The sequence below is a fragment of the Colwellia sp. MB3u-45 genome (assembly GCF_014077005.1).
Lineage (GTDB): Bacteria > Pseudomonadota > Gammaproteobacteria > Enterobacterales > Alteromonadaceae > Cognaticolwellia.
Genome location: NZ_JACGVC010000044.1, coordinates 583,931 through 597,074 on the forward strand (window position 1 = coordinate 583,931; position 13,144 = coordinate 597,074).

Sequence of the window (13,144 nt, forward strand, 5' to 3'; positions counted from 1 at the left end):
ACTTTATTGATTTTATCAAATTTACTGGATTGTATAAGCCGGTAATAATGGAAACATAACGCTTTACTTCCAGCTTACATTTGCATCTTGAAGTAGAGCGGGTAACTAACTAATTAAAAGGAAATAAATGATGAAAAATATAATTAAAAATATTCAAGCTTTATTGAATTCAGCTCATCAGGATAACGTTGAGCTAAATCAGCAGCAGCAAATTGAATGTAACTACACTAATAATTATTATGGTGATCAGCAATGCCAAGCGATGAACACTGAGCAATAAAAATGCAGATCTGTATTTATAGTGGCTATTCTCTAGAGCATTAATGATCTGGATTCAATGCTCAGCTAAATTAAGCTAAGCTAAGCTAATGTTAATAGTGTTAATAGTGTTAATAGTGTTAGCTTAGCGGGTAAGGGGTTTTAAACGCTCTTCGTGAGGATGGAATTAGGGTTAATTATTGCGGTATGTTGAGGGTTTAATCAGTACTAAACACTGGGATTCTTAAGGCTACACGTTTTAAAATACCGGCTGCAACGTCAGCAGGTACTTGATAAAAGTCGTTAACGTAGGCCTTTGCATTTAAGTATTGTCGAATCTGTTTTTTGACTTTACATGGGTTTTTACATTGTAGTGAAAAGACCACCGTATAGTCGCCGAGGGTTTTTGCCGATAATGTTATGGCGTACTCAATGGGATCTGTAGGAGTACAGCCAATTCTGACGACATCACTAAAAAATGAATGTGTCATCACATAAACATTGCCGTAAGCAACTGCATCGCTGCTCGTGTGTTGTTCGGTAATTTCCATTACATCAATAACCTAAGTTAACAATCCATATCACTGTTTTAATAAAGCCTATTACAAACCACAGTTACAAGCCACAGTATCTGGCAATAAATAAGTAATTATAGCCATAATTTTCCTACAAACAATATTCATCGCCATTTGCTTGTGCAAATTTAGTGCTGAAATTGCATTTTTAAGTAAAATGGCTATATAGCTTAGCGCGTAAAAAATGACATTAAATGAAAGTGAATGTTATAATCGCGGCCAATTTTGAGTGGGCTTGTTGTTAGCCTTCATGCTAGCTATAAAGCTAAAGAGATTTTTAATGCCATTTTCCCAACTTGGGTTGTCAAACCCGATAGTCAATGCGATAGCTGATTTAAATTATCGTCAACCCACTGATATTCAAAAGCAGGCCATACCGGTTATTTTATCGGGTAAAGATGTTATTGCCGCAGCGCAAACAGGTACCGGTAAAACCGCTAGTTTTGTTTTACCTTTACTAGAAAAACTCAGTGCTGCTGATAAAGATGAAGCGCGTAATCTTCGTGGCAAACGCATTCGGGTGTTAATAGTAACGCCAACGCGTGAGCTAGCCGTGCAGGTTGAAGCCAATATTGCTCAATATGGTAAATATTTAAATATAAGCTCTATGGCGATGTATGGTGGCACAGAAATAGAGCCGCAGAAACAACGTTTGATTTGGGGCATTGATATTTTGGTAGCTACCCCCGGCCGATTACTTGATATGGCGCATCAGCGGGCGGTGTATTTTGATCAACTTGAAGCTTTTGTGCTTGATGAAGCCGATAGAATGTTGGATATGGGTTTTATTGATGACATTAATAAAATTATTGAGCGTTTGCCAGAACAACGTCAAAATTTATTATTCTCAGCCACTATTTCTGACGATGTTAGAGCACTAGCAAAAAGAACACTTTATCATGCCAGTGAAATTTCGATCGCTAAAAATAGTGCCTCAAAACCTAAAATATCTCAATGGCTGGTCACGGTAGATAAAACCAATAAGTCAGCCTTATTAAGCTATTTAATTAAACAGCAGCAATGGCAGCAAGCACTAATTTTTATTGAAACCAAGCACGGCGCAGCAAAACTGGTTAGCCAATTAGAAAAGCGTGGTATTAAAGCTGAGTCTATTCACAGTGGTCGAACTCAAGCCATACGAGAACAAATTCTCAATGACTTTAAAGCCGGTAAAATAGAGTTTTTAGTTGCCACCGCTATTGCCGCGCGCGGTATCGATATTGGCGAATTGGCTCGAGTGGTTAATTACGACTTACCTGATAAAGTAGACGATTATACTCACCGTATTGGCCGTACAGGTCGTGCGGGTAAAAATGGCGAAGCGGTATCTTTTGTTGCTAAAGATAACTTTAGAAACCTTTGCGCCATTGAAAGTGACTTAGGACATGTTATTGAACGCAGAGAGTTTGATGAATTTCCCGTTAAAAAAGTAGTGCCCGTGTCTATTTTAAATTACGTTCCAAAAAATAAGCGCAGCTGAATCAGAGTTAAGTAAAGCGTTTAATCAAAAGTTAGCACTAATTTCAATGGCCAATAATGACTTTTTACATTAAATGCAGCGATGATATAATAACGCCACTGCTCGCAGTTGAACTTAGTGAAAAAAACCATAAATAAGTAATCATAAACAAGTCAGAAAATAGGAAACTTAATGAACCCAATTATTGCAATTTTAAAAGAACATGATGTAAGCGACGAGCAAATTAAAGCGGTATTTCAAGCGCTAACAGAAAACCCAATAATGGCCATGGCGACAGTACAACAATTGGGTATTCCACAAGAAAAGTTACAAGCCTTGATGATGATGCTAATGCAAAATCCTGGACTGATTGAAGAAGCGGTAAATGAGCTAGGGTTAGATTTTTCGAAAGTTGAAGCAGCCAAAGCGACTTTAACTAAAGAAAACTAGTTATAGCAGCAAGATTAGTCATATGATTAATCTTGCTAACAAAAGACTGATAATGATTTCAGCCTTTTGTAAACTGTAGCGTTAAGTTATCGCGTTAAGTAATAGTGGCAAATTATAGCGATAAATGATCAGTAAGCTTTGTGCTATTTCCCTATAAATTATCCCTATAAATTTTCGCTATCAGTTACGCCTGGTTTGTATAAACAATTTATTCGACCCGAATTGTTGCTTTAATAATTTTCACTGTTTTTTCTGTTCGACCAGAGCGACTACCTAAGCTTTCAATGGCAGGCAGTGTTGTCTCTAAGCCCTCAACCACCTCACCAAAAATGGTATGTTTACCATCTAACCAAGGTGTGGCGGCAAAGGTAATAAAAAACTGACTGCCATCAGTATTTGGTCCAGAGTTTGCCATGCTCAGTAACCCCGGCTTATCGTGACTTAATGTGCCGCTAAATTCCCCCGCATATTTATAACCTGGGTTGCCGCTACCATTACCTAATGGGTCGCCACCTTGCGCCATAAAGTTATTGATCACACGATGAAAAACCAAATCATCGTAAAAGCCAAGTTTTGTTAAGTAAATTGTACTTGTTGCATGCATTGGTGTGGTCTCTGGGAATAACTTAACCACCAATTTTCCTTCAGTAGTGTCTAACTCCCAAAAATATTGTGCTTCTGGGTCAAACCTTACCATTTCAGGTTTTTCTAGTGTGGTTTTCCAATCACCTTGAGTTTTATCTATTTCTTGCTTTTCAAGATAAGCATTAACCGATTTTACGGCGGGATCTGAGTTAAAACAACCAGACAATGCTATTAATAATAATGAGATTAAGCTTGTTTTTAGCAATGAAAAATGAATTTTTAGCATGTAACTGCTTCCTTTATATATTGGCTAATATGAGTTTATATCAGGCAATTTGTAATATCAGACGATAGATTAGTTAATTATTCACGGTTGAGCAATTGTAATTTTATGATTTTAATCACTTATTTAGGCAATAACGCCATGCCAGTAAAAATAGCTTTTCGTTGCAAACTTAATTTAGCACGGTTATTTAATTTGATATCACCATTAATGACTTCGACGCCTAATGAACTTAATAGTGTTAAATAATCAGGAATAGCGTAACTGTCTGAAAAATCAGTTAATAACCGGCTGAAAATTTCACTTTGGCTTAATTCATCTAGTTTTTGTGTTATGTCTGTCGCGCTTAGGTATTGGTTAAAGCAGCAAGCTTGGAGTGCTTTTAAGGCTAAATCTAATGAATAAGGTTTAGCCGCGTTTTTTGATAATGCTCTTAAGGCAATATCAGCTTTAAGCCAATAAAGCGCACCACTCCAGTAAATGCGCATATAGTTATGGTTTTGACTGATGTGATCACTGACATAAGCTAATTTTTGGTGCGCATAGTTTTGCTGTTTATTACCGCGTTCAAAGCCTTCATAAAGTTTTTGCCACAGAGTTTGTTCATCAAACATGCCCATTCTGGCTTGGGTAATATTTTGATAATAACTGGCTAATCCTTCAGAAAACCATCTAGCGTCAGCGGCATCATAAGGGATCAGTAAATGACTAAATTCGTGATAAATGGTCCAATCAGCTTTTAAAGCGTCGAGACTAGTATTGAGGTTAACCACTAGAGTAACGGTGGGTGGTGACGAGCGATTTACTTCTCCCCAAGGCACGGCACTAGTACCTTGGTTGCTGGCTTCAATAACCGTCAGAAAATTCTCAACCGGTAATGCACCATAAACTAACCTCAAAGCCTGGTTGGCATGAATAACCCAATCGGTAAGTAGCGGTTTTTTATGCTCTGGAATATTGTTGGCAAATTTTATCTTAGGTAATGTTACCCTGTTATGAGTGTTTGGCTTTATAGCTGCTGGCGGCGTTAAAACCATAGCGCTAGCGTTATTAATAAAACAGCCACTAAGAACTATGGCTGCAAAAGCAAGGTTTAAAAATAAGTGGCAAGGCTTAGCTGTGATTTGATTCCCCATGTTATTAATTATCCTCTGAGCTCGAGCTATTTAATGGCTATCTCATTGCTAGTGTAATTTACTAGCGCATTTTGAGCTGATATTTCTGGTTATTGTCCAACAGCTAATTTTAGTTAATGCGAGTTATGATCTAGCTATGAAAATTAAAATAAGCCTGCTTATTTGCTTGGATCATGGCGTTATATTTATCGCCTGTAGCTTGGCATTTATAGGATTAATTTCCAGTAATAAAACCAAGTTACACTATAGCCTGTGCGAACATCATCGTGATAAAAATAAATTATTTTTGTAAATTTATATTACCCTGTAGTATGACTTATAGCGCTAAAAACCAGCGACTAACTATTAAGTAATACTATTAAGTCATACTATTAATTTTACTATTTAGCTAAAGGATTGATGATGAAAAAATTCACTTCATTTTATACTGTTTTATTTTTACTGAGCACAATATTTAGCCCGTTTAGTTCGGCTAAAGCCAGCAGTGACGCTGACGTTACCCAATATATGGCGCTTTCGGGCATTAATGTTGCGCTTAATGGTATTCCTGCGCAAATGAGTGCGATGAACCAACAAATGCAAATGACCGCTAAAGATCCTGAACAAGCGCAAAAGGTCATGAATTTGTTATTAAATGCTTGGCGATTAGAGGATGTTAAACAAGTGGTTTTTGAGCATATAAAAGACAACTTTTCTGCAGGCGAAATGCAAAAGTTACTGACTTGGCTTAATAGCGACTTAGCACGAAGAATCAAAATGGCTGAAGCAAAAGCTTCGACGCCAAGTTTTAACCAAGATTTGATGAATTATATGGCGATATTGCAAACAACGCAGACAACGACAGAACGCATTAACGTAGTGAGAAATTTTGTTGAAACGACCAACTTAGTCGAGCATTCGCTAAACATTGTTACGGCAGTGGCCAAAGGTACTATTGAAGGTTTGATGGTCGCAAACCCAGGCCAAGGTATTAATGAAATGCAAATTCAAACACAACTAACACAAATGGAAGCTATGATGAGGCCAGGGTTAGAGCAGCAAATGATCATGGTTTCTTATTTTATTTATCAGTCATTAACCGAGCAAGAAATCGCACAATATACGCAATTTTATCAACAACCCTTAGGTCAAAAAGAGTTAACTGTCATGTATGAAGGTATAGGCCAAGCGTTAAATTATTGGTCTACTATCGCGTTTGAAGATATTGCTGCAGAATTTATCGAATAAATCACTTTTATATCATGGTTTGTAGCTTAAAGGCGAAAGTGTCACTTTCGCCTTTTTTACAAGTATATTGGCAAGCCATAATACTTAGTCAGTGAATAAAAAAACACCAAGTATTCAGCTGCATAGCTAGACAGTTAGATAGTGTCAGAAGAGGCGTCAAAGTATAACTATCATAGCTAGAACGGCATTTAGCGACAACTTGACGAGCTAACGCCACTTAAAATGCAAACGGTGCTAATTGCACACAGGTATGAGACTTTAAATACTATGGGAAATAAAATGATCAAGCATAAAGTGAGCGAGAGCGAAATAACCGACAGCGAAATAACAGACACTGACCCAAGGCTTCAGTATGTCGGTTTTTGGCTAAGGTTTGGCGCAAGCGTTATTGACTCAATCATACTCATCATGTTCACTTACCCTTTTTTGTTTCTAATTTATGGTGGTCAGTATTTCGATTCAGCTAAGTCGGTTCAAGGTTTTTCGGATGTTATGATTACTTATGCCTTTCCAATTATTGCGACTATTTTATTCTGGATTTATAAGTCAGCTACGCCGGGTAAAATTTTGCTACAAGCAAAAATTGTCGATGAAAAAACGGGTGATAAACCGACAGTTAAACAGTCTGTCATCCGATATTTTGCTTACTACGTTTCCTTGATCCCATTAGGTTTGGGCTTTTTCTGGATTGCTTGGGATGACAAGAAACAGGGTTGGCATGACAAAATTGCGGGTACGATTGTTATTCGTTGTCATCAGTAATTTTAAAGGCTAGCGTAATCAAGTAAGCTGCTGCTATCTCACTTCATATATTAGGTTCTTTTATGTCAACTAAGTCTATTTTAATTACGGGTTGCTCAAGCGGCATTGGCTTACACGCAGCGCTAACACTTTCAGCGCGCGGTTATCAGGTATTTGCTACCGCGCGAAAAGCGCAAGACGTTACCGAACTGCAAGCAAAAGGCCTAAGCGCTTATCAGTTAGATCTCACCGAGCCTGAAAGTATTAGCCAAACCCTTGCCCAAGTACTTGAAATAACCGGTGGACGCTTGGATTATTTATTTAATAACGGCGCCTATGGTCAGCCAGGCGCATTGGAAGACCTGCCTACCGCAGCATTAAGAGCACAATTTGAAACCAATGTTTTTGGCTGGCATGAACTTACCAAGCAAATAATTCCAGTGATGAAGCGCCAAGGCCATGGGCGTATTATTCAATGTAGTTCAGTATTAGGTTTTGTTTCTATGGCTTATCGGGGGGCTTACAATGCCTCAAAGTATGCTATTGAAGGCTTAACAGACACCTTAAGATTAGAATTAAAAAGTGCTAATATTGCGGTGATTTTACTAGAGCCAGGACCTATTAATACAGAGTTTAGAGCCAATGCGTTGGCGGCTATTCAAGCCCATATCGATATCGAGGCCAGCGATCACAAAGTGCAATATCAACAGCAAATTGCGCGCTTAAGTAGTGAAAAATCAAATGCGCCTTTCACCTTAGAGCCATTAGATGTTACTCAGGCTTTGATTCATGCCTTAGAAAGTAAACGACCTAAATTGCGTTATAGAATCACAATGCCAACGAAAATTTTTGCTTTGTTAAAGCGCCTATTGCCAGCACGTTGGTTAGATTATTTACTCGCAAAAGGGTGATTGGTTAGCTTGTGCTAGATTTATATTTTAGATTTAGATTTAGATTTAGATTTTAAAGTTTTAATTTTTATATCCTGAATAATAGCCATAAAAAACAGGGCTACTATTCAAAGATAGCTCAGTTATATCCTGAGTTGAATTAGCGCTTGAATAGGTAGATATGTGGATATGCCTTTATTATTTGAAGCTAAAGAAAAAATAGGCGAGGTGTGGCTATTAGCACACGCTCGCAAAGACATTTTAAACGCTAAATTTTCTCAATAGAAACGGCGATTGATTTAGAAGTAGGTGTGCCACAATGATCCGCGGTGCTTTCTAACGGCACTAGTGGATTAGTTTCTGGATAATATGCCGCCACACAGCCGGCTGGAATAATATATTGAACGACTTTAAAGTCAGTGACTGTACGTACTATATTGTCATTTGATACTGTGGTTATTTTTACTTTGTCACCATTTTTTAATTGCTGTTTCACCATATCGTCTGCATTAACGAAAATCACCCGGCGTTCACCATATATGCCGCGATAACGATCGTCCATACCATAAATGGAGGTATTGTACTGGTCGTGTGAACGCAGTGTTTGTAAGGTTAAAATAGGTTTGTCAGTAAAGGCTTCGGCAACTTCATGAGCTAATTTTTCAGGTAGTTGGGTATCGGAAAAAGTGGCTTTTTCTGCACTTGTTTTCCATTGGCGCTGCGCGGCTTCATTCTCTAAATGAAAGCCTCTACCTACTTTAATACGCTGATTATAATCATGAAAGCCTGGTAAAACTTTACTAATGTCTGCTCTAATTAAGCCGTAGTCGTTCATTAAACTTGTCCAGTCAACGACGCTATCGCCCACTGCAGCCATTGCCATTGAAGCTACGATGGCGGTTTCTGAACGTAAATGTTCGGAGGCAGGTTCATTTTGCCCCGTTGAGCTATGTACCATGCTCATGGAGTCTTCTACGGTAATACATTGTTCGCCACTTTTTTGGCGGTCAATTTCAGTGCGGCCTAAACAGGGAAGAATTAACGCCTGTTTACCGGTAATAACATGGCTGCGATTGAGCTTAGTGCTAATTTGAACCGTTAAATCACATTGTCTTAATGCCTGATAAGTTCTTGTGGTATCTGGTGTTGCGGCGGCAAAGTTACCGCCTAAAGCAATAAACACTTTTGCTTTACCCGCCAGCATAGTATGTAACGAATCAACCGTATTTAGCCCATGTTCGCGTGGGGTTTTAAAAGCATAATGCTTATCTAAAGCGTCAAGAAATTCCATTGGTGGCTGCTCGTTAATGCCAACCGTGCGATTGCCTTGTACATTAGAATGACCGCGCACAGGGCAAGCGCCAGCGCCGGGCTTACCTATATTGCCTCTAAGCAAGAGCACATTAATAAGCTCTTGAATGGTTTTTACCGAGTGTTTATGTTGGGTGATGCCCATGGCCCAAGTAAAAATAACCTTTTTCTTACTGGCATAAATATCAGTAATTTGCTCAATGTCTTGTCGACTCAGTCCAGATTGGCTGACTATTTTTTCCCATGACGTTGCTTCAACACTGCGTTGATATGTGGCAAAATTATGACAATGTTCAGCAATAAAATCGCTATCTAGTACGGTTTCGTCTTGTTTAAAGCGTTCGAGTAATGATTTAGCAACACCACGTAAAATGGCCATATCGCCACTTAATCGCGGCGTGAAGTAATATTGACTAATATTAGTGCCGGTGAAAAGGATCATTTCTTTTGGGCTTTGTGGATCTAAAAATTGCTGTAAGCCACGTTCTTGCAAGTTATTAATGCTAACAATGGTCGCGCCTCGCTTACTTGCTTTTCTTAAAGTGCCTAGCATGCGTGGGTGATTAGTACCGGGGTTTTGGCCAAAAACGAAGATAGCATCAGCTTGATCAAAATCTGCCATTGTTACTGTGCCTTTGCTAGTGCCTATGCTGCTAGTCATGGCGATGCCAGAAGCTTCATGACACATATTGGAACAGTCAGGAAAGTTATTAGTCCCTAATACTCGACCAAATAACTGATACATATAAGCCGCTTCATTGCTGGCTCGGCCCGATGTATATAACAGTGCCTCATCTGGTGAGGGCAACTGCTGTAATTGGTCAGCGATAACTTTAAAGGCATCATCCCAACTTATAGCTTGGTAGTGATCACTTTTACCATCAAAAAACATCGGTTGAGTTAAGCGACCACTTTTTTCTAGGGAATGATCATCCCATTGTTGTAGCTCGGTGATTGAATGTTGTTTAAAAAACTCAGGACTCACTCTTTTACTGGTCGCCTCCCATGCAATAGCTTTTACACCATTTTCACAAAAATCTACTTTACCTGCGGTGTCAGAATCTCCCCACGCACAGCCTGGACAGTCAAAGCCACCGGGTTGATTAGCCCGTAATAAGGCCTTTACGTTTTTGGCGGCGTTTTCACTTTGGATCAAATGTTTAGCCGAGCTTTTAAGTGCTCCCCAGCCACCAGCCGGTGGTGAGTATGCAGGCGATGTTTTTGTAGGTTTTGACATGTAAATTACCTCTTAAGGGAAGGTTTCAACTGACCATGATAAAAATAAAACGGGGTTAGCCTCGTTTTCTATGTTGAATGGACCACTAACTGTTGGCTTGTGTGAGTGTTACTCATGCATCTAATGATGTACGAGTGGCTTTAGCAATAAGTTCATACTGTTAAGGCCTAGCTAATAAGGCCAGCGATAAATAGAAATGGCCAGTTTTTTAGTAAAAAAATATTATACCTGTTATTTTATTAGCTGTAATATCTTAGCTGCTGCTGTCTCGAGCGTTTATAATGTTACCTTATACTTTTTGAACAACATGGCTTCTTTATCGCCTTTTATTGACAAACGCCCCTCATTCCAAATTTTTATCAGTTCCTGTCTTCTTTTAGTCGGCATTTTTTTTGAGAAAATGGGTATTTCAAGTAATTTTTTCTCTAAGCCGGGGCGCACAATTTTAAGCTTATCATGTAAGTTTAGCTTATTTAACATATGCTGAAGAACAAGTTCGTTATCGGCATATAAGTCGACTCTGTTTTCGCTCATCATGAGAAATATTCGTTTAACTACATCATTATTACCCGCAACCACTTCAATTAAGTTCGAGTTCTTTGGCTCGTCGATATAATTTTGATATGAGACACTCATTGAGCTGTAATCCCAACCTGGCCCTGTTGCGATGCGTTTGCCTTTAATTGACTCAATACCATTATAGCGCCACGGATCATCTCGCCTGACGACAAAGGCGGTTAGGTATGAAAATGTTGCTTGGTTGGCATAGACGAAATTTTTTTCTGCTTGCTTTGAAAATAAATATTCTGGCAACATATCACAAAGACCCTCTGCCACCATATCTAAACCTCTTGCTAATGGCACTTCATAATATTCTATTTTATAATTTTTTGAGCTGTATATTTGCGCTAACATATCGATAACAACACCACGCTCATTAGACGCTTCTGATGGGAATATCGTCATTGGAGCCCATTGGTCGTAGCAAACCTTTAATGTTTTAGCATGACTTAAATTGCTTATACTAGCTCCGGTAAAAAAGAGCATTATAAATAATAGGCAAGACACCTTTTTACCCTTTAACGCTTTATATTTCGATACGCTATTTTTTAAAATATTAGTATTTGATATATCACCATTTGAGAGATTATTGTTTGAGAGATTACCTTTCGACATAATTACGTCCTTTCCCTTTGGCGCCATAAAGTTTCACATCAGCGCGTTTAAATAGATCAACAATTAAATGCTCTGTTGGCTCAGACGAGACAACACCAAGACTGACCGTGTAGATGATGCGCTTACCATCAATTTTTAAGCTTGAATTGGCAATGGTCTCTCTTATTTTATCAGCAAGTTTAAAGGCGTCATCAATATCAATATCAGCGAGGTATATTGCAAATTCTTCTCCGCCAACTCTGCCAATCAAGTCAGACTTTCTCAAAAAAGTTTGAATGGTCTGGGTAAAGTGGATAAGCACTTTGTCACCAATAACATGTCCATAGGTATCGTTGATTCTTTTAAAGTGATCTAGATCCATTAAAATAAAAGATGTGGGTGATTTTTTGCGCTGGCAAAGCACCAGTAAATGCTGTGCAGTATCAAAGAAACTGCCTCGATTTAATGTGTCGGTTAAAGAATCTCTTGTCGCCAGTACTTCGAGCTTTTCATTCAAGGCTTGCAATGCTTGGGTACGCTTAGCAACAGCCCGCTCTAAACTATTTCGCTTAGCTTGTTCGTCTTCTAGCAATATTTCCCGATCCCGTGCCATAGCAGAGAGCATGTTATTCATATGTACTTGAAGCTGAATGAGCTCGTTGTTTTCAATGTGAGAAAGATTAATCCGTTTAGTGAGGGTTTCGCTCAATTGCACCTCATTCACTTGCGACATCAACTCTTTCAAAGGGCTGGCCAAATAACGATCAAAGGCCCAAATAAATAACCAAAATAAAATAGATAACTTGATGATTTCTGTGATTATAATCAAGGAAAATCCGAACAGAACTCGATCTAAAACAACTTCTGATGACGAATGAAGGGTAAGTGATCCAAGGAATATTTTTTGCTCATTCAGTTGCCAATTTAAGTCTGATTTGATGTCGAAAATTGATAAGGGTGTTAGGTCCCTGGTGTAGGACCTTTGAGAAATCATCGGCTGGTCATACTTGTCTAAAATGTCGACACCTTCAATAATCGGTATTTTGAGCAGTCCGGCAACGAGTGCCTCTAGCTGATTTTGGTTGTATTGCCATAAGCTAGTAGAGATTGGGCGGAGCACTGATTCTTCCAGCTGTTTTAATTCACTTACTATAGAATCCTGTGTTTTAACATATTCAGTTAAAAATTCCATGCTGGTGATCAGACAGGTTACGGCCAAATAGATGGAAAAAATAACCCGCATCATTTTTTGGGATAGATTGTTTGGACGAAGAAAATTTGCAAACATTAAAGTGACTTTTCCTTGCTTACTTCAAATTAAGGCTTATTCTAAATTACTTCTGGGTTTAATGGAATAGACTCAGCTTTTCAGCCAGTTAACAGACAGAAGAAGCCGCTATAATACCAAGTTTTATTAATTAGCTACTCTACTTTGTACTCAAGACTATCACTATGCTCGTACATTATGATGTTCATTTTTATGATGAGTGAGAATATAAAAGCTTAATTATCATTAGATAATCGGCCTGCTAGCAACTGATAGCTGTCGTTTAGATCATTTTCAAGCACGAATCATTTTAATCCTGCATTTAAGCCTAAATTTAAACCTGCATTTAATTATCCACTGAGTTGCTGCAAAAATACTATATATTGTTGTTATTTACATTGGCTGATTTTTAAAAAAAGTGAAATATTTTGCTGCACGATTTCTTAATAGAACTGTTACAATTACGCTTGGCTTAGCAGGAAAATAAAGACTGCCTGACGTTGTTGCTTATACTGAGGTTCTGCAATAAATATGCTAGTTTTTGATAAGCTCAACTCAATGAATAAGCTG

At 38.4% G+C, this 13,144-nt stretch carries 12 protein-coding genes; 6 read left to right on the forward strand and 6 right to left on the reverse strand.

All coding sequences use genetic code 11. The features are described from left to right. Window positions 1–127: 127 nt before the first annotated feature. A complete protein-coding gene (locus tag H4J41_RS07770) occupies window positions 128–280 on the forward strand; it encodes a hypothetical protein (protein WP_182136260.1) in 153 nt (50 codons plus the stop codon). Between the two features lie 196 nt (window positions 281–476). Here H4J41_RS07770 and H4J41_RS07775 read toward each other — a convergent pair whose 3' ends face one another. Beyond that, window positions 477–809, reverse strand: coding sequence for a GIY-YIG nuclease family protein (locus H4J41_RS07775; protein ID WP_182136261.1), 333 nt, complete (start codon window positions 807–809; stop codon window positions 477–479). A 304-nt stretch (window positions 810–1,113) separates the two neighbouring features. On the opposite strand from H4J41_RS07775, the gene H4J41_RS07780 reads away from it, so the two are divergent. Continuing rightward, a complete protein-coding gene (locus H4J41_RS07780) occupies window positions 1,114–2,313 on the forward strand; it encodes a DEAD/DEAH box helicase (RefSeq protein ID WP_182136262.1) in 1,200 nt (399 codons plus the stop codon). A 171-nt stretch (window positions 2,314–2,484) separates the two neighbouring features. Then, the gene (locus H4J41_RS07785) at window positions 2,485–2,742 is read left to right on the forward strand and encodes a DUF2999 family protein (protein WP_182136263.1); all 258 of its coding nucleotides are present in this window, start codon (window positions 2,485–2,487) and stop codon (window positions 2,740–2,742) included. 208 nt (window positions 2,743–2,950) lie between these two features. Here H4J41_RS07785 and H4J41_RS07790 read toward each other — a convergent pair whose 3' ends face one another. Beyond that, window positions 2,951–3,613: a peptidylprolyl isomerase gene (locus H4J41_RS07790; protein WP_182136264.1), complete on the reverse strand. Its 663-nt coding sequence runs from the start codon at window positions 3,611–3,613 to the stop codon at window positions 2,951–2,953. Between the two features lie 119 nt (window positions 3,614–3,732). Beyond that, complete coding sequence (locus H4J41_RS07795) at window positions 3,733–4,746, reverse strand: hypothetical protein (RefSeq protein ID WP_182136265.1); 1,014 nt, start codon at window positions 4,744–4,746, stop codon at window positions 3,733–3,735. A 402-nt stretch (window positions 4,747–5,148) separates the two neighbouring features. On the opposite strand from H4J41_RS07795, the gene H4J41_RS07800 reads away from it, so the two are divergent. From H4J41_RS07800 to H4J41_RS07810, 3 genes are all read left to right on the forward strand, one after another. Beyond that, on the forward strand, window positions 5,149–5,973 hold the full coding sequence (locus H4J41_RS07800; protein ID WP_182136266.1) for a hypothetical protein: 825 nt from the start codon (window positions 5,149–5,151) through the stop codon (window positions 5,971–5,973). Between the two features lie 279 nt (window positions 5,974–6,252). Further along, window positions 6,253–6,735, forward strand: a complete 483-nt coding sequence (locus H4J41_RS07805; RefSeq protein ID WP_182136267.1) for an RDD family protein — start codon at window positions 6,253–6,255, stop codon at window positions 6,733–6,735. A gap of 62 nt (window positions 6,736–6,797) precedes the next feature. Then, window positions 6,798–7,625, forward strand: coding sequence for an SDR family oxidoreductase (locus H4J41_RS07810; RefSeq protein ID WP_182136268.1), 828 nt, complete (start codon window positions 6,798–6,800; stop codon window positions 7,623–7,625). 247 nt (window positions 7,626–7,872) lie between these two features. On the opposite strand, the gene H4J41_RS07815 is transcribed toward H4J41_RS07810, so the two are convergent. From H4J41_RS07815 to H4J41_RS07825, 3 genes are all read right to left on the reverse strand, one after another. Further along, window positions 7,873–10,152, reverse strand: a complete 2,280-nt coding sequence (locus H4J41_RS07815; protein WP_182136269.1) for an FdhF/YdeP family oxidoreductase — start codon at window positions 10,150–10,152, stop codon at window positions 7,873–7,875. A gap of 276 nt (window positions 10,153–10,428) precedes the next feature. Beyond that, window positions 10,429–11,199, reverse strand: a complete 771-nt coding sequence (locus H4J41_RS07820; protein ID WP_182136350.1) for an ABC transporter substrate-binding protein — start codon at window positions 11,197–11,199, stop codon at window positions 10,429–10,431. 115 nt (window positions 11,200–11,314) lie between these two features. Beyond that, window positions 11,315–12,595 carry a GGDEF domain-containing protein gene (locus H4J41_RS07825; RefSeq protein WP_182136270.1) on the reverse strand — a complete coding sequence of 427 codons (1,281 nt, stop codon included), beginning with the start codon at window positions 12,593–12,595 and terminating at the stop codon, window positions 11,315–11,317. Between the last annotated feature and the right edge of the window lie 549 nt (window positions 12,596–13,144).